Genomic DNA, 16,699 nt, shown 5'->3' on the forward strand with positions numbered 1-16,699 from the left:
GTGCAATGCCGATGCGAGGGGGACGCATGACCGCAGCACCGCAGGTCGAGCCGACATCGAAGACATCATGGCTCCCGCTCATCGTGGTGGTGCTCACCCAGATCCAGGCCTCCTTCGCGGTGAACGCGCTCACGGTGTCGATGGCCGGGATCACAAGCGACCTCGACACCCCCGCGACCTCGGTCGGCACCGCGATCACCGCGGGCACCTTCGCGATGGCGGCGTTCATCCTGCTCGGTGCGAAGGTGGGGTCGCGGTTCGGCACACGCGGGGTGTTCCAGATCGCCGTCGCCGTGCACGGCCTCGCGATGCTGGGGGTGGCGCTCAGCGCGAGCCCGGCGATGCTGTTCATCGCACAGGCGTCCTCGGGCGCCGTGATCGCCCTCATCGCGCCCGCGCTCACCGTCTTCATCGCGACGAATTATCACGGCGAGCAGCAGGGCAAGGCGATCGGCCTGCTGGCCGCGGCCATCCCCGCGGCGGGCGTGCTCGCCCTCCTCATCGCGGGCTCGTTCGCGACGACGATCGGGTGGCGCTGGTCGTTCATCCTGATGGTGGCGCTCGCGGTCGTGAACCTGGGGCTGAGCTTCGCCGTGAAGAAGGTGCCGGCCCAGCCCGGCCTCACGATCGACTGGACGGGTGCGATCATCGCCGCCGTCGCGGTGATCCTGCTGAGCTTCGGGTTCAGCGGACTCGCGACCTGGGGCGTCTGGCTCGCGACGCCGCAGGCGCCGTTCGAGGTGCTCGGCATCTCGCCCGCACCGCTGCTCGTGATCGCCGGACTCGTGGTCGGCCAGGTGTTCTTCTCCTGGCTGCGACGGCGAGCACGGGAGGACAAGCCGCGCATCTTCGACCTCCGGGTGCTCGCGACGGGCTCCGAGCGCGCGGTCACCGCCTGCATGGCGACGATGCTCTTCGTCGGCACCGCGGCGAACTTCCTGATCCCGCTGTACATCCAGGTGGTGCAGGGGCGCTCGAGCATCGAGACCTCGTTCTCGATCATCCCCTACACGCTCTCGATCTTCCTCGCCTCGACGTTCGTCGCGTACCTCTACGGGCGCTTCACGCCCCGGGTGCTCGCCACCGGCGGCTTCATCGTCGTGGCATCCGCGCTCACCCTGCTCGGCTTCACCGTGCGCGGCGAGTGGAGCCAGGGGTTCGTGATCGCCGGCCTCATCCTGCTCGGTCTCGGGCAGGGCGCGATCGTCGCCCTGGTGTTCAACACCCTGTTGTCGGCGGCCCCGAAGCAGCTGGCCGGCGACGTGGGCGCATGGCGCGGCCTGGTGCACAACCTCTCGGGCTCGGTCGGCATCGCCGTCGCGAGCGCCTTCGCGGTCGGCATGCTCTCGTCGCTGCTGCTCGCGGGCGCGCAGGAGCACCCCGAGATCAGCGACGAACTCATCGCGCAGGTGAACTTCAACGAGGCGAACTTCCTCACGAACGAACAGCTCGCCGCCGTGCTGGAGTCGCGGGCGACCGGTCCCGAGCTCGATGCGGCGATCGCGGTGAATGCCGAGGCCCGCCTCCAGGCCCTCCAGATCTCGTTGCTGGGGCTCGCAGCGTTCTCGCTGCTCGCGATCGTGCCGGCCACGCGCATGCCGGGGCGCCGCGACGGCGACCTGCCCGAGAAACTCGAGCCCGACGATGACGACGCCATCGATCCCGTCGTCGACGACGAGGCGCCCGCGCGAACCGACCGGGGCCCGCGCATCGACCAGGCACAGAAGGAGGCGCGCGCATGACCCGCGATCCGAACTCACTCATCCCCGACGACTTCACGGCGACGCCCTCGCTCGCGCGGTCCGACGCGGCGACGGTCGCCGTCGTCGACGAGCTCGACGAATCGTCGCTCGGCGCGATCGGCGTACTGGTCACGAGCGACGGCGAACTGCCCGCCGGCGTCGACCTCGACCGTGCGGCGCTCGCCCGATCCGGGTTCGAAGCGAAGCCGGGCACGACGCTCGCACTGCCGTACGGCTCGGGCCCGCTGCTCGTGCTCGTCGGCGTCGGCCCCGGCGGCGAGCTGGGCGCGAACGAGCTGCGCGACGCCGCCGCCGCGTTCGCCCGCGCCGGCTCGAAGTCCGCACGCATCGGGATCCGGGTGCCGTCGACGGGCAGCGCCGACGCCGCCGGCGCCGCACAGGCGCTCACCGAGGGCGCGCTGCTCGCGCGCTACCGATTCGACACCCTGAAGCGCGAGCCGAAGGACGTCGCGCTCGAGCGTGTCGAGCTGCGCATCGACGGTGCGGATGCCTCGCAGGCGACCTCGGGCGTCGACGTCGGCCTCGTCACGGCGCGCGCCGCGAACCTCGCCCGAGATCTCGCGAACTCTCCGCCTGGGCACCTGACTGCGACCGGCATGGCCGACGTCGCGGTCGCGCTCGGCGAGCGCTTCGGCTTCGACGTCGAGGTGTTCGACCGGCAGCAGCTCATCGAGCTCGGCTGCGGCGGGCTGCTCGGCGTGAACCGGGGCTCAGCCGAGGAGCCCCGCATGGTCAAGCTGCGCTACACCCCCGACGGCGAGTCGACCGGGCATCTCGGCCTCGTCGGCAAGGGCATCATGTACGACTCGGGTGGCATCAGCCTGAAGCCCTCCGACCCGATGCACCTGCTCATGAAGATGGACATGGGCGGGGCTGCCTCGGTGCTCGCGGCTTTCACGGCGCTCCGCGACTTCGGCGCCACCGCGAAGGTGAGCGGCTGGCTCATGTGCACCGACAACATGCCCTCTGGCTCGGCCTACAAGCTCGGCGATGTGCTGACCGCGCGCGGCGGCACGACCGTCGAGGTGAAGAACACCGACGCCGAGGGCCGCCTCGTGATGATGGACGGCATCGTGCTCGCGAACGAGGACGGCGTCGACGCGATCGTCGACATCGCGACGCTCACGGGCTCGGCGCTCATGTCGCTCGGGCAGATCACGGCGGCACTCCTCGGCAACGACGAGACGATGCTCGGCGAGGTCGAACGGGCCGCCGCCGCGACCGACGAACAGGTCTGGCGGCTTCCCCTTGAACGGCGGTACCGCAAGCAGCTCGACTCGGAGATCGCCGACCTCTCGAACCTGGGCGGCCCCTACGCCGGGGCGACGACGGCCGCGCTGTTCCTTGCGCACTTCGTCGGCGAGACCCCGTGGGCCCATCTCGACATCGCCGGCACGATGCAGTCCGACGCTGACGACTCGTGGCGCTCGAAGGGCGCGACCGGGTTCGGCACGCGCATCCTCATCGAGGTGGCACGGGGGTTCCGGGCCAACGGATGAGCCGACACCTGGACACGTCGGCGAACGCCCGGCCACGCGCCCGGGCGCGAGTGACGGTCATCGGCGACGCGCATGTCGAGGTGCACCGCGATGCCGGCGGGTCGCGCGAGTTCGTGGGCGGCCGGGGTGTCGACGCGGCGATCGGGCTCTCGATCCTCGGCGACGAGGCGACGCTCGTCTCAGCGGTCGGCGACGATGAGGACGGGGATCGCATCCGTTCCGTGCTCCGCGACTACGGCGTACGCCTCATCGCGGGCCGGCCGGACGGCGCCACCGCACGGGTGGCCGTCGATCGACGTGACGGAGGCGGACGCACCGGCCCCGACGAGCCCGCGATCGCCCTGCGCGATATCCCGATCGACGAGGAGGCTCGCGGGGCGATCGCCGACGCCGACCTCGTCGTCGTGAGCGGGGTCACCTTCACCGACGAGGCGCGGCTCGATGAGTTCCTCGCCGCGGTCGAGCACCCGGAGGTTCGGCTCGTCGTCGACCGCGAAGCACCGGCGGGGATGCCTCGCAGTCCCACCGGCTCCTCCGCGGGGCTCGACCGGCTCGCACGCTCGGCGGCGTTCGCGACGACGGGCGGGGGCGCTCCACCGCGGCGGCCGGACGGTACCGTCGCCGCGGTCGCGCATCTCCTCGCGCACGGCGCTCGGCCCGGCCCTCCCGACGCTCGGGACGAGGCATGGGACGACGCGCTCGAGGCGCCACTGGCGGCCCTCGCCGCCGCACCATGGCCCGGACGAGCCGTCGGATCGCGATCGCCGAACGCGCTCACCGATCGGGGCAGTTGATCTCGAACTGCGTCGAACCGTGCAACCGACTCGCGTCAGCGAACGAGCCGCACGGTCATGATGTCCCAGGGCTCGAACGGCGCTTCGGCGCCGTCGGGTTCGAAGCCGTTCCGACGGTAGAACGCCCGTGCTCTCGTCTCGCCCGCCATCGCCCACAGGTAGGCGGGCCGGTCGCCGATCGCAGCGTCGAGCAGCTCCTGGCCGAGCCCGGTGCCCTGGTGGGCGTCGAGCAGGTACAGGCCCTTGAGTTCGAGATCGCGCGGCGCATCGGGCTCGTCGGCGAGATCGACCGTGCACGCGTCGGCGAAGCCGACGATCAGATCGCCGTCGACGGCGACGACGACGGTTCGCTCGGGGCCCCCGGCGACGTCGAGCACCTGTCGCCATCCCTCGAGGCGCTGTTCGAGTGTCCACGCCTCGATGCGCTCGCGTGTGACGAACCCCGGGTCGATGTAGGTCGACTGGTGGCTCTCCCAGTGCATGCGGGCGATGCCAGGTGCGTCGTCGGCGTGAGCCGCGCGGATGATCGGTGCGGCGGGAGTGGTCGCCTCATCGGGGTGCGTCATCGGTCGCGAATCTCAGTCGAGGAGGCGAGCACGGACGCGCTCGAGATCGGGTTCGGTGAGCCCGTTGCCGAGGAGGAACTCGGCGACGTCGAGGCCGTCGAGGAACTCCTCGAGCTCGCGCACGCGGCGCGCGTCGAGATCGCCGGATTCGTCTGACGCGATCTCCCCACCGTTGGCGACGGTGTGCTCGGCGATCGCAGCGACCGCGGCGAGGTAGTCGGCGACGATCGCACCCCGATCGACCTCGCACAGCTGCAGCAGCATCGCGGTGATCATGCCCGTGCGGTCCCGCCCGTGGGCGCAATGGACGAGCACGGCACCGCCGTCAGCCGGTTCTCCGGCACCGGTGCCCGCGCCGGCATCGGCGAGCTCGCGGAACACGGCCGTCACGAGCTCGGGCCACCGCTCGAGCACCTCCGGGTAGTAGCCGGGCGTATCGAGCCGAGCCCATCTGGCCATGAACTCGGCATCGGACTGGTCTTCGACCGGGCGATGATGCCGAGTGAATGGCGCATCGATCGCGGCGCCGACCTCGTCGCCGTTGCGCAGGTCGATGATCGTGCGCACGCCGTCGTCGTAGAGCTCGGCGCGCCCGGTGTCGTCGAGGTGGTCGAGCTGCGCCGAGCGGTAGATCCGACCATGCAGGGTCGTGCCGAGTGCGCCGTCGAGGCCTCCGAGATCCCACGTGTTCGGAAGCCCGGCCCAGCTCATGCGACGCGTCATGCGCTCGACGCTACCGGAGGCGGCCCCGCCCGCCCCACCGGAACCGTTCCCGGAGCAAGAAGCAGGAAGCAGGAAGCAGGATCCGCTACAGGTTCACTGTGGCGATGCTCCGCTCAGCGCAGCGCGCCCGCGCGGTAGGCGGCTTCGGTGCGAGTCGCGGCGCCCAGCTTGCGCAGGATCGCCGAGACGTGCACGGAGGCCGTCTTGCCGCTGATGAAGAGCCGCTCGCCGATCTGGCGGTTGCTGAGGCCCTCGGCGATGAGCTCGAGCACCTGACGTTCACGCGCGGTGAGTTCGGCGGTCGCGGCGGCATCGGCGTCGGATGCCGCGGCCCCGGCGATGCCCGCGACCTCGCCGCCGACCGGGCGGTGCGCCCCGTCGAGCACGAGCGCCGCCGTCGCCGCGACGCGTTCGACGCGCTCGCGTACCGCCGTGACCCCGCCGGCCTCGGCGCGGTCGAGGGCGAGTTGCAACGTCGCCCGGGCGGCCGTGCGGTCGGCCGCAGCCAGCTCGGCCTCGCCGAGCCGCAGCAGGGAGTACGGGTGGAGGAAGCCTGGCACGCCCCCGCGTTCGGTGGCGTCGACCGCTCGGCGCCAGGCGACCGGATCGGTACCCGGAACCTGGGCGCCGGCGCCTTCGGCCGCCTCGGCGAGTTCGGCTTCGATCAGCGCGACCCAGGTCTCGTGATGCGGCCAGAACGACCCCGCCGCGAGGAGCCGGTCGATTTCGGCGGCGGATGCGCCGACCTCGGCGACGACGGCCTCGGGCACCGCATGCGGTCGCACGGCGATCGCAGCGGCCACGCGTGCGGCGACCCAGAAGCCCGGGTGCGCGTAGCCGGGGTGGAGCGCGTGCTCCTCGTGGAAGATGCCCCGGATCTCGGCCCACGCGCCGGCGAGGTCGTCGTTCGCGAGTGCGACCTCGGCGGCCATCTGGCCGACCGCGAGCCGGGTCTGCATCTCGACCGCCTGCACCCCGGCCATCATCGGCCGCACCCGGCGCAGCGCCTCGGCCGCCCCGACGGGGTCGCCGCGCCACAGCATCGAGGAGATGCGCGCGCGGTGGAGGTAGACGGTGAACGGCACCGGCGGGTCGAGCGACAGCGCTCGTTCGATGATCTCTTCACCGCGCTCCCATTCGCCGAGCGCGAAGAGCGGGTCGACGGCGTTTGAGGCGAGGATGACTCCGGTGCTCCGCTCGACGCCTTGGGCCCGTGCGCGCCCCAGCCCGTCTTCGGCGAGGCGCACGGCCTCGGGGTAGTCGCCGATGAGGTAGGCGAGGTCTGAGGAGTTGACCCAGTAGCGCAGGAGGGCTGCGCCGTCGCCCTCGGCCAGCTCGCGGGCCTCGGCGAGCATCTCGAGCCCGCGCTCGACTTCGCCGCGGACGGCGCGGCCGGCGGCCGCGATGTTCATGGAGATGGAGGCCGAGCGCGGCAGGTCGTGCTCGAGGGCGACGGCCAGGCCCTGCTCGGCCGTCTCCACCGCCTCGCCCGTGCGCCCCTCGATCAGGAATCGTCCGGCGAGGGTCGCGAGCGACCCCGCCTTGATCTCGGGGTCGCCGTCGTCGCCGAGCACCTCGAGCCCCTCTTCGAGGAGCGGGATGGAGCCGGGCTTGCCGATGGCCGCGAGGTAGAGCGCCTTGTCGCGGAGGAACCGCGGGTACTGCGGCTCGTCTCGCGGGCACTCGGCGAGCGCGGCCTTCACGAGCGCGAGCCCGCGTTCGATCTCGCCCGCGTTGCGCAGGTGCGAGGCGGTGCGGCCCATGAGCTCGAGCTTGCCCATGCCAGCAGCGGTCTCGGGGTCGGGCACCACGTCCCACAGTTCGAGGGCGCGTTCGCCGAGCTGGGCGGCGGTCGCGTAGGCCGCGGCGGCGCGCGCCTCGCGCATGGCCTGCATCGTCGCCGGGAACGCGCGCACCGCGTCGTGCGCCCCGAGCCAGTGGTAGGAGATCTCGGCGGCGAGGCGGCGGGAGCCGGCCTCGGCGGCGGCCTCGTACGCCTCGGCGTAGCGGGCATGGAACCGGGCGCGCTCGCCCGGCAGCAGATCGTCGAGGATCGCCTCGCGCACGAGCGCGTGCCGGAACGAGTAGTCGTCGCCGTCGATCGTGATGACCCCGTAGTGCACGCACTGCCGGGCGGCCGCGTCGAGCTCGGCGTCGTCGCCCTGGAAGACCTGCGCCAGCAGCGCATGCGAGACCCGCACCCCGCCGGTCGAGATGAGGCGCAGCAGCTCTTGGGCCGACTCGGGCAGCCGCTCGTACCTGGCGAGCAGCAGCTCGCGGAGCGTGTCGGGCACGAAGCCCTCGTCGCGGCATCCGTCGATGCCGACGAGCTCTTCGACGAAGAAGGGGATGCCGTCGCTGCGGCGGAAGACCGTCTCGAGCACCCGATCGCTCGGCGCCTCGTCGACGATGAGCGACTTCACGAGTCGCTTGACCTGCGCCTTCGACAGCCGCCCGAGCTCGAGGCGCTCGACCCAGCGGTCGCGCTCGGCCTCGGAGAGGAAGGATCGGACGGGGTGCCCCCGGGTGACGTCTTCGGTGCGATAGCTGAGCACGGTGAGCACACGGCTCGAGCCGAGGGCGCGCAGCAGGAAGCGCAGCAGTGCGAGGCTCGCCGCATCGATCCAGTGGAGGTCTTCGATCACGAACACGATCGGCCGCTCGCGCGAGAAAGTCTCGAGGAGCACCGCGATGCCCTCGTGCAGCTGCCCCGCGGCGATGCCGGCCCCCGGCGCACCGACCTCACCCGACTCGGCGGCGAGTTCGGGCAGCAGCGCGACGAGCGCGGCACGCCCCGGGCCGACCGCCTCGAGCACCGGTGCCGCGCCCACATCGGCGACCAGCGCCCGCAGGGCCGTCTTGACCGGGGCGTACGGCGCAGCCACGCTGCCGAGGTCGACGCACTGGCCGGCGAGCAGCCGCACATCGCTCGGCAGGTGCTGCTGGAACTCGCGGATGAGGCGGGTCTTGCCGATGCCGGCCTCACCGCCGACGATCACCGTGAACGGCGCGCCGGCGCGCACCCCGTCGAGGCGCTCGTCGAGCCGCGAGAGGTCGGCGCCGCGGCCGATCATGGCCGCTGCTGACATGGTCACGATCTCATCGTGCCACGTGCCGCCGACATGCGGCGTGGTGGGACGCGAGGCGTCCTGGGCCGCAGGCGCCGCCGCGGCGGACGCCGCCGCCGTGGCGCTCACCGTACGGCGAGACGCAGGCCGCGGCGACCGAACGCGCGGTGGCGGGAGACCTGCTCGGCCCGGTCCGCCGGCTCGCTCGCGACTGCACGCTCCTCCGCTGCGAGGCGGTGAGCGATGCGACGCTCGGCCTGCAGCAGGTTCGCCTCGTGGGTGTGCAGGGCGAGCAGTTCTGCTGAGTACTGCATGGTCATTCCTTCAGTCTTCGGTGCGATCGGATGTCTCGATGGTGCTCGCTAAGGCACCCCGGTCTCATCGGACGATCGCCCTATTTCGTCTGCGGGCGCCTCAGACGGGCGCCCGCTCGCCGGTCAGGCGGGCATCGTCGGCAGACGGCGCAGGCCGTCGCGGCGGAACTGCACGAGTGCGGCGACGAGCGCCGACGCGCCGATCAGCCCCAGCATGAGCATGGTTGCGAGCATGGTGAAACCCCCTTTCCATCACGAAACACTGCGGGAGCGGGCGTCGCGCGTCGTCAGCGCACGCACCGAATCGGGCAGGGGCGTGCCCGCCGGGGTCAGCCCGGAGGGCTGCGGTTCGCCCCACACGCGTTCGAGCGGAACGACGCCCGCCCATTGCGAGTGGTCTTCGCCGTCGTCGACGGCCTCGGATGCCCCGTGCGCACGCGACTTCATGACGACGTCGTCCAGGGCGATCCGGAGCACCCGTGTGGCCGCGACCTCCTTGCGGCGCATGCCGCGCACCTCGGCGGAGCGCCCCGGCATGAGCCGTTCGGAGAGCGCGAGCAACGCGGCATCCGCCTCCTCGGGACCGACCTCGTCGAGCACGCCGTACGCGACCGCGCTGCGGTAGTTCATCGAGCTGTCGAAGAGCGAGCGCGCGTAGACGAGCCCGTCGAGCGCGGTGACCGAGAAGGCGACCGTGGCCCGCTCGGCGGCGGCGCGGAGGGCGAACCCGCCGCCGGTCGAGCCGTGCACGTAGATCGCCTCGCCGATGCGGGCGTAGCCCATCGGCACGACGATCGGCACGCCGTCGGCGACGGCGGCGAGGTGGCCGACGAGTTCGCCGTCGAGCAGCTCGAAGAGGGCGCCACGGTCGGCGGTCTGGCGTTCGGCCATGCGGCGGATGCGTCGTACAGGGCGGTCGGCGGGGGTCTCGATCGTGGTCATGGGTCGAGTCTCGGACGTACACTGGCCTCGTCTGCAGTCCAGTCGCTGCAGTTCCGACCAGTCCAGTGAGGAGCAGCCGTGGACGGCCCCCTGCTCGTGCTCGACCGCCGCGAGGGCCTGCCGCTCGGGGTCCAACTCGTCGACGGGATCCGCCGGGGCATCCTCGGCGGTCTCCTCGAACCCGGCGACCCGGTCCCCTCCACGCGGTCGCTCGCCGCCGAGCTCGGCATCTCGCGCAGTTCGGTCGTCGCCGCGTACGAGCAGCTCGCCGGCGAGGGCTACCTCGAACTGCGCCAGGGCGCGCCGACCCGGGTCGCCCAGCTCGTCGTCGAGCCCGAGGCATCCGCGCCACCGTCCGAGCCGATGACGGTCGCGCGGCCGAGCGACCGGACCGCATCGCCCGACGCCGCGCACGACGACGAACGCGCCCACCACCGCATCGACCTGCTGCCCGGCAGCCCGTCGACCGCGCGCATCGACGAACGCGCCTGGCGCTCGGCCTGGCGACAGGCCGCCGCGGCACCGATCCCCCGGGTGTCGCCGCCGCGCGCGGGCCTCGCCGGACTGCGCGCGGAGATCGCCGACCATCTCCGCCAGGCGCGCGGGGTCGCCTGCACCAGCGACGACGTCGTCGTCACCGCGGGCACGAGCGATGCACTGGGCCTGCTCGGCGCCGCACTCCTCGAACTCGCGCGCGACGGCGCACCGGGCGGCGCACCGCCCGTCGTCGCCGTCGAGCACCCCGGCTACCCCTCTGCCCGGCGCCTGCTCGAACGGCGGGGACTCGTGATCGCCCCGTTGCCGGTCGACGCCGACGGCCTCGACTTCGACGCGCTGCGACGGATGCCCCGCCCGCCGCAGGCCGTCATGGTCACCCCGAGCCACCAGTACCCGCTCGGCGGGCGGCTGCCCGTGGCATCCCGGCTCGAACTCATCGACTGGGCGCGCGCGACCGGGGCGCTCATCATCGAAGACGACTACGACAGCGAGTTCCGCCACCTCGGGGCGCCGCTGCCCGCGCTCGCGTCGCTCGACCGGCTCGGCGCGACGAGCAGCGGCGATGGGCGCAGCACCGAGCGCAGCGCCGAGCGCACCGTGCTCGTCGGCAGCTTCTCGAAGGTGCTCACCCCCTGGCTGCGCCTCGGGTACCTCGTGCTGCCGGGCGACCCGGCGCTGCGCGCCGCCGTCCTCCGCATTCGTGCCGACGAGCCGTGCCCCGCGCCCGGTCCCGCCCAGGACGCCATGCGCGCGTTCCTCGCGTCAGGGGCGCTGCGCCGCCACATCGCCGCCACCCGACGCGACTACGCCCACCGGCGCCGCATGGTGCAGGCCGCCCTCGGTGAGCTGCCCGGCGCACCGCTCAGCGGACTCGACGGCGGGTTGCACGCGGTCGTCGAGCTGGCCGACGCCGAGGCCTCCGCGGCGATCGTCGCCCGCCTTGCCGAGGAGGGCGTCGGCGTGGCGCCGCTCGCCGATTACTCCGCCGTCCCCGCCGAGCGGCCGGGCGGAATCGTCTTCGGATACGCCGGCGTCGGGGACGCCCAACTGGGCGAAGGGCTCGCACGCATCCGCGCAGCGCTGGTCGACACCCTCGACCCCGCCCTGCGCGAGGGCTAGGGTGGGGCCGATCGGCGCCGCGCGCGCCACCCTACGATCGGAGGCGCCGATGCGGCGATTCGCTCCGGCTGCCGTGATCGGCGCCGTGTCACTCAGCGCGCTCCTGAGCGGCTGCACCGCGGCCGAGACCCCGGTCGCGCCGACCGTCACCGTCACGGCGACCGTGACCGTCACCCCGACGCCCCCGCCGGCTCCTTCGACGACGCCTCCGCCCGCTGCCGAGCCGGCCCCGGCTCCCGAGCCCGTGCCGAACGCCGCCGCTCCGGTCGTCGAACCCGGACCGGCGAGCGACCTCGGGGCACGCGACGGCGCGAACGGCACCCCCGTGCTCGACGACAGCGGCATGCCCGTCAGCTACACCGTCGTCGCGGGCGACAGCTTCTTCGATATCGCGCAGCGCTTCGATCTCCCGCAGCAGCAGTTGCTGCGCATGAACCCGCAGGTGCATGATTACGGTGAGACCGTCTACATCGGCAACGTCATCAACCTGGACTGGACGAAGACGGGCTGAGTTCGAGGCATCCTGCTGTGAACGAGATCGTCACCATCGCACCGTGGAACCCATGGCCGCTCGCGATCCCCATCGTGATCGCCGTGGCCGGAGTCGTCGTCTCGAGCCTCGGCACCCGGCGGCGATCGAAGCCCGTCCGGGAGCTCGGATCCGGGGTCTTCCTGATCGCCATCGTGGCCTTCGCCGCGATGTTCGGCGTGATGCCGGGCTCCTGGGATCAGGGCGAGCGCGCGAAGGCGCTCATCGCGGTCGGCTACGTCTCGCCGACCTTCTCGGCCGAGCAGATCGTCGGCCCGGGTGAGCCCGCCGTCGTCGCATTCCAAGCCGAGCGCGACGGCGACCGCGTGCGCGGCGTGCTTCGGCACCAAGGCGATGCGCAGTGGGAGATCGCCGAGATCGAAGCCGACGACTGATCGGGCTGCCTCCGGCGGCTGGTCGGACCGCCGCGGGCGGCGGCGGGGAGGCTGCCCTCCCCGCCGAAGGACTAGTTGCCGGCGAGTGCCTGGTCGGTGTCCTTGATCGCCTGCATCATCTTGCGCAGCGACTCGCCCATGTCGGAGATGCCCTCGATCGCCTTCTCCAGACCGGTCGTCAGCTCCGTGTAGCCCTCACCGAACTTGCCCGACGCGTGCTGCGTCTTGAAGTCGTCACCGAGGAGACGGTCCACATCGTCCTTCAGACGACGCAGCACGTCGCCGATCTCCTCACGGCCCGAGTCGAGACGACCGGCCATCGACTCCATCTCACCGTACGACGCCTTGAAATCAGCCATCATCAACCCCATCCATCAGAATCCTCCGCCACCCGATCGGGCGACCTCCATGAGACTAACGGCAGCCCGAAATCCGGAGAATGGGCAGCACTCCCCATCCGGCGCGCGGTGCCGCTATCGTCGGAGCGACCCCGGCGTTCGGGGCAGCGGAGCGGCGAGGAGGCCGGGATGCCCGAGGTCGTCACCATCGCGCCGTGGAACCCGTGGCCGCTGGTGTTCCCGCTGCTCGTGCTCATCGCCGGCGCCGTCGTGATCATCCTCGGCGTCCGCCGCAAGCGGTCCCGCGTGATCGAGCTCGGCGTGTTCGTCGCCGTCGGCGGCGTCATCGCCGGCGCGCTCCTGACCTGGGGGCTCTCGCAGGCCTGGGACGCCGAGGCGCAACGCAGCGCACTCGGCGGGTTCGGCTACACCGAGACCGAGATCACGACGGGCGGCGAGCGGTCGGGTGACCGGCCGGTGCTCGAGTTCGTCGGTGTGCTCGACGGGCAGCGCGGCGAACTCGGCCAGCTCCGTCACGTCTCGGGCGACCGGTGGGAGCTCGTCGAGTACTGAACGACGCGGGTCAGTCGAACAGCCGCTGACCGACGAACTCGCCCTCGGCGATTCCGCCCGGCACTGCGAAGATCGCCGAGCCGACGTGCTTCAGGTACTCGTTGAGCCCGTCGGTCGCGAGCGAGGTCTGCACGTCGATGAACTGCTGCGGCGACCGCTGGAACGACAGGAAGAACAGCCCCGCGTCGAGGCGGCCGAGCTCGTCGTTGCCGTCGACGAAGTTGTAGCCGCGACGCAGCATCCGCGCGCCCTTGTTGTTCGAGGAGTGCGCGAGGCGCACGTGCGCGTTCGCGTCGATGAGGGGCGCATCGGCGGCCCCGGTCGCCTCGAAGTCGGGCTCGGTGAACTCCGTGCCGCCCGAGAGCGGGGCGCCCTCGCCCTTCGAGCGGCCGACGAGCATCTCCTGCTCGCCGAGCTGCACGCGGTCCCAGTTCTCGATGATCATGCGGATGCGCCGGGCGACGAGGTACGAGCCGCCGGCGAGCCACGCCGGCTCGTCGCCGTCGCCGACCCAGACCTGCTCGTCGACCTCGCCCGTCTCCTCGGCCTTGACGTTCGCCGTGCCGTCCTTGAAGCCGAAGAGGTTGCGCGGCGTCGCCTGCGAGGTCGAGGTCGACGAGGTGCGACCGAAGCCGAGCTGCGACCAGCGCAGCGTCGCCCGACCGAACGCGATGCGGCTGAGGTTGCGGATCGCGTGCACTGCCACCTGCGGGTCGTCGGCGCACGCCTGGATGCAGAGGTCGCCGCCGCTCCGCTCGGGCACGAGGGCGTCGCCCTGGAAGCGCGGCAACGGCTCGAGCGCGGCGGGGCGGCGGTCGGCGATTCCGAAGCGGTCGCCGCCCGAGGCATCCTCGAACAGGCCGGGCCCGAAGCCGAAGGTGATCGTGAGCCCCGCGGCCGGCAGGCCGAGCGCCTCGCCGGTGTCGACCGGCGGCGCGTAGTCGGAGCCGCCGACCGCGCCGCCCTCGGCGACCTCGAGGCCCTGCGTGAGGCGTGAAGCCGCCGCGGTCCACTCGGTGAGCAGCTCGATGAGGCCCTCCCGGTCGAGCGCGTCGCTCAGGTCGAAGGCGGCGAAGTGCAGGCGGTCCTGCGCCGGCGTCACGATGCCCGCCTGGTGCGCACCGAAGTACGGGTACGAGGACGCCCCGGACCTCGAGCCCGAGGCGTGGGCCTCGCCGGTCGACACCGCGACGCCCACGGCCGCCGCGCCGCCCGCGAAGCCGACCGCGGCACCGGCCGCGCCGGCGCCGAGGAGCCCGCGGCGGCTGACGCCGGGCTCGGCGTCGCCGTCACGGGTCCCCTGCGGGTCGGATCCGGTCACGTCAGGCTCCGAGCACCGTCGCGGTGAGCTGCGAGAGCGGCTCGGCGAGGGCGTTCACCCGATCGCTGAGCGCCTTCTTGTCGGCGTCGGTGAGTTCGCCGTAGTCCACGAAGCCCGCGTCGAGCGAGCCGTACTTCGCGAGCTCGGCCTCGAGGGCGGCGAACTCCTCGTCGATGGTCGCCGCGAGCTCGGCGCCCTCGTCGCCCTTCGACTCGGCGAGCGCGCGCACCGCGCCGAATGCGACACCGGCGCCCTGCACGTTCGCAGCGAAGTCGGAGAGGTCGGTGCCCGACCACCAGTCCTCCTCGCCGGTGATCTTGCCGGCGGCGACCTCGTCGAGCAGCGCGATCGCGCCGTTCGAGATCGCGTCGAGGGTGACCGCGAAGTCATCGGCGGTGACGAGCTCGTGGAGCTGGGTGACATCCGCGACGAGGCCGTCGGCGTACGCCTGCCGCTCCTCGTGGGTCGACGGTGCCCAGCCCTGCAGCGCGTCCTGGCCGTCGGAGTTGAGTGCGCCCGCCGCCGGCGGCCACAGGTCCTTCTCGATGCGGTGGAAGCCGGTCCACTCGAGGCCGTCGGCGACGGCGTCGACCTCGCGGAAGTCGATCTTCGGGTCGAGGTCGCCGAAGGCCTCGGCGGTCGGCTCGATGCGCTCGTAGGGCACGCGCGTCGCGGCGAACAGCGAGCGGGCGGTCTCGTCGTCGCCGGCGGCGTACGCCGCCGCGAACTCCTCGACGAGCGGCAGCAGCTCGGAGGCCTGCGAGCGAACGTAGGCGAGGTACTCGGTGACGGCCTGGTCGGCGAGCTCCTGCTCGTCGGCCGAGACGGCGGATGCCTCGCCGGTGACCGTGAACTCGGCGAGCCCGACGGGCGCCCCGACCTGCTGGAACTTGCACGCCGTGTAGTACGTGCCCGGTTCGAGCTGCGCGGTGAAGTCGACCTCCTGGCCCGGCGTCACGTTCTCCTTCTCGCCGACGATGCGCAGCTGGTCCTCGGCGAGGATCTCGAACTCGTTGACGTCGCTGCCGTTGTTCGCGAGTGCGAAGGTCACGGCGCCGGCGCTCGCGGTGTCGACGGCGACGGCGCAGCCGTCGTCGGTGATGTCGACGCCGATCGCCGAGGCGAGGTCGGACTTGGCCACGCAGCCGGTGAGGGCGAGCGCGAGTGCGGTCGCGGCAGCTGAGGCCGCGAGGGCACGACGGGTCATGTGGACTCCTGGGTCGTGGTCGATGGTGCGTGTGGTCAGTGGGCGGACGTGGTCGCCGTCGAGGCGACGCTCGGCACCGCGGCGGGGGCGGTGGACGGACGGGAGCGGCGCCGGAGCATCCGCAGGTAGAGGGTGGTGGTGACGGCGACGTAGACGACCCAGCCGATCACCTGCGCCCACGTGGGCTCGGGGGTGAAGTTGAAGATGCCGCCGAGCACGGTGTCGATCGGGCCGCCGGGGGGCACGATGCCGGTGAGGCTGTACGCGTGGGTGCCCCACCCGGGGATGACCGAGGCCTCCTGCAGGTCGCCGATGCCGTACGAGAGCACGCCTGCGGCGACGAGGATGAGGAAGAGTCCCGTCCAGGTGAAGAACACCGAGAGGTTGATGCGCACGAGACCCTTGGAGATGCCCCACGAGACGGCGACGGCGGTGAGGATGCCGAGGAGCGCGCCGAGCGTGCCGAGCACGGGGTCGCTGCCGCCCGAGACGTTCGCCCACACGAAGAGGGCGGTCTCGATGCCCTCGCGGCCGACGCTGAGTGCGCCGAGCAGCACGATGGCGAACCACGAGCGATCGACGGCGGCGTCGACCTGGCTGCGCAGCTCCTTCGAGAGGCCGGCGCCGTGGGTGCCCATCCAGAAGATCATCCAGGTGACCATCGCGACCGCGATGAGCGAGAGCACTCCCCCGAGGATCTCCTGCGCCTGGAAGGTGAGCGCGTACGGCCCCCACGTGAGGAGGGCGCCGACCCCGAGCGAGACGGCCACGGCGAGCGCGATGCCGGCCCAGAGGCGGCCGTACAGGTCGCGGCGCCCGATCTTGCCGAGGTACGCGATCAGGATGCCGACGATGAGCCCTGCTTCGAGGCCCTCGCGGAGGCCGATCAGGTAGTTGGCGAGCACGCGTCTCCCGGGTGGAAATGAGGTGGGGTTGAGCTAAGGCTAACCTAACCCAGCCGCGGAGCATATTTCAGGTTCCTTCCTCCCGGCTCGGTCGCGACGCCGAACCGTTCCGAACGCCGAACCGTTCCCGAAACGCGGGTGAGCA

The 16,699-nt window shown here is 72.2% G+C and carries 16 protein-coding genes; 7 read left to right on the forward strand and 9 right to left on the reverse strand.

Annotated features, from left to right (window positions below; all coding sequences use genetic code 11):
• The first annotated feature begins 26 nt into the window (after positions 1-26).
• From ACFVTR_RS12670 to ACFVTR_RS12680, 3 genes are read left to right on the forward strand one after another with little or no spacing between them, the layout of a single operon-like run.
• Complete coding sequence (locus ACFVTR_RS12670; protein ID WP_387037786.1) at positions 27-1,742, forward strand: MFS transporter; 1,716 nt, start codon at positions 27-29, stop codon at positions 1,740-1,742.
• The gene (locus ACFVTR_RS12675; RefSeq protein ID WP_387037788.1) at positions 1,739-3,262 is read left to right on the forward strand and encodes a leucyl aminopeptidase; all 1,524 of its coding nucleotides are present in this window, start codon (positions 1,739-1,741) and stop codon (positions 3,260-3,262) included. Before ACFVTR_RS12670 ends, ACFVTR_RS12675 begins: the two co-directional genes overlap by 4 nt.
• Positions 3,259-4,056, forward strand: a complete 798-nt coding sequence (locus tag ACFVTR_RS12680) for a PfkB family carbohydrate kinase (protein ID WP_387037789.1) — start codon at positions 3,259-3,261, stop codon at positions 4,054-4,056. Before ACFVTR_RS12675 ends, ACFVTR_RS12680 begins: the two co-directional genes overlap by 4 nt.
• 35 nt (positions 4,057-4,091) lie before the next feature.
• Here ACFVTR_RS12680 and ACFVTR_RS12685 read toward each other — a convergent pair whose 3' ends face one another.
• The 5 genes from ACFVTR_RS12685 to ACFVTR_RS12705 form a co-directional block, all read right to left on the reverse strand.
• The gene (locus ACFVTR_RS12685; RefSeq protein WP_387037791.1) at positions 4,092-4,622 is read right to left on the reverse strand and encodes a GNAT family N-acetyltransferase; all 531 of its coding nucleotides are present in this window, start codon (positions 4,620-4,622) and stop codon (positions 4,092-4,094) included.
• Positions 4,623-4,634: 12 nt separating this feature from the next.
• On the reverse strand, positions 4,635-5,345 hold the full coding sequence (locus ACFVTR_RS12690; protein WP_387037793.1) for a tyrosine-protein phosphatase: 711 nt from the start codon (positions 5,343-5,345) through the stop codon (positions 4,635-4,637).
• 113 nt (positions 5,346-5,458) lie between these two features.
• On the reverse strand, positions 5,459-8,434 hold the full coding sequence (locus ACFVTR_RS12695) for an AAA family ATPase (RefSeq protein ID WP_387038468.1): 2,976 nt from the start codon (positions 8,432-8,434) through the stop codon (positions 5,459-5,461).
• Between the two features lie 104 nt (positions 8,435-8,538).
• The gene (locus ACFVTR_RS12700) at positions 8,539-8,733 is read right to left on the reverse strand and encodes a hypothetical protein (RefSeq protein WP_387037795.1); all 195 of its coding nucleotides are present in this window, start codon (positions 8,731-8,733) and stop codon (positions 8,539-8,541) included.
• 246 nt (positions 8,734-8,979) lie between these two features.
• The gene (locus ACFVTR_RS12705) at positions 8,980-9,669 is read right to left on the reverse strand and encodes a pyridoxamine 5'-phosphate oxidase family protein (protein ID WP_387037797.1); all 690 of its coding nucleotides are present in this window, start codon (positions 9,667-9,669) and stop codon (positions 8,980-8,982) included.
• A 78-nt stretch (positions 9,670-9,747) separates the two neighbouring features.
• Between ACFVTR_RS12705 and ACFVTR_RS12710 the strand changes: the two genes are divergently transcribed.
• From ACFVTR_RS12710 to ACFVTR_RS12720, 3 genes are read left to right on the forward strand one after another with little or no spacing between them, the layout of a single operon-like run.
• Positions 9,748-11,286 carry a PLP-dependent aminotransferase family protein gene (locus ACFVTR_RS12710; RefSeq protein ID WP_387037798.1) on the forward strand — a complete coding sequence of 513 codons (1,539 nt, stop codon included), beginning with the start codon at positions 9,748-9,750 and terminating at the stop codon, positions 11,284-11,286.
• Between the two features lie 49 nt (positions 11,287-11,335).
• Complete coding sequence (locus tag ACFVTR_RS12715; RefSeq protein ID WP_387037800.1) at positions 11,336-11,797, forward strand: LysM peptidoglycan-binding domain-containing protein; 462 nt, start codon at positions 11,336-11,338, stop codon at positions 11,795-11,797.
• 17 nt (positions 11,798-11,814) lie between these two features.
• Positions 11,815-12,210 (forward strand): hypothetical protein, encoded by a 396-nt coding sequence (locus ACFVTR_RS12720; protein ID WP_387037802.1) that lies wholly within the window; start codon positions 11,815-11,817, stop codon positions 12,208-12,210.
• A gap of 71 nt (positions 12,211-12,281) precedes the next feature.
• Here the strand turns inward: ACFVTR_RS12720 and ACFVTR_RS12725 are convergent, their stop codons facing one another.
• Positions 12,282-12,569 carry a WXG100 family type VII secretion target gene (locus ACFVTR_RS12725; protein ID WP_157423389.1) on the reverse strand — a complete coding sequence of 96 codons (288 nt, stop codon included), beginning with the start codon at positions 12,567-12,569 and terminating at the stop codon, positions 12,282-12,284.
• A gap of 168 nt (positions 12,570-12,737) precedes the next feature.
• Between ACFVTR_RS12725 and ACFVTR_RS12730 the strand changes: the two genes are divergently transcribed.
• Positions 12,738-13,121, forward strand: a complete 384-nt coding sequence (locus ACFVTR_RS12730; RefSeq protein WP_387037804.1) for a hypothetical protein — start codon at positions 12,738-12,740, stop codon at positions 13,119-13,121.
• A 10-nt stretch (positions 13,122-13,131) separates the two neighbouring features.
• Here ACFVTR_RS12730 and efeB read toward each other — a convergent pair whose 3' ends face one another.
• Genes efeB through efeU form a run of 3 tightly spaced genes read right to left on the reverse strand, consistent with a single transcriptional unit; the run spans position 13,132 to position 16,554 of the window.
• Positions 13,132-14,442: an iron uptake transporter deferrochelatase/peroxidase subunit gene (gene efeB, locus ACFVTR_RS12735; protein WP_387037806.1), complete on the reverse strand. Its 1,311-nt coding sequence runs from the start codon at positions 14,440-14,442 to the stop codon at positions 13,132-13,134.
• Between the two features lies 1 nt (position 14,443).
• On the reverse strand, positions 14,444-15,649 hold the full coding sequence (gene efeO / locus ACFVTR_RS12740; protein WP_387037807.1) for an iron uptake system protein EfeO: 1,206 nt from the start codon (positions 15,647-15,649) through the stop codon (positions 14,444-14,446).
• A gap of 35 nt (positions 15,650-15,684) precedes the next feature.
• Positions 15,685-16,554: an iron uptake transporter permease EfeU gene (efeU, locus tag ACFVTR_RS12745; RefSeq protein WP_387037809.1), complete on the reverse strand. Its 870-nt coding sequence runs from the start codon at positions 16,552-16,554 to the stop codon at positions 15,685-15,687.
• Positions 16,555-16,699 lie beyond the last annotated feature (145 nt).

The sequence above is a fragment of the Agromyces sp. NPDC058126 genome, from assembly GCF_042884595.1.
Taxonomy (GTDB): Bacteria; Actinomycetota; Actinomycetes; order Actinomycetales; family Microbacteriaceae; genus Agromyces.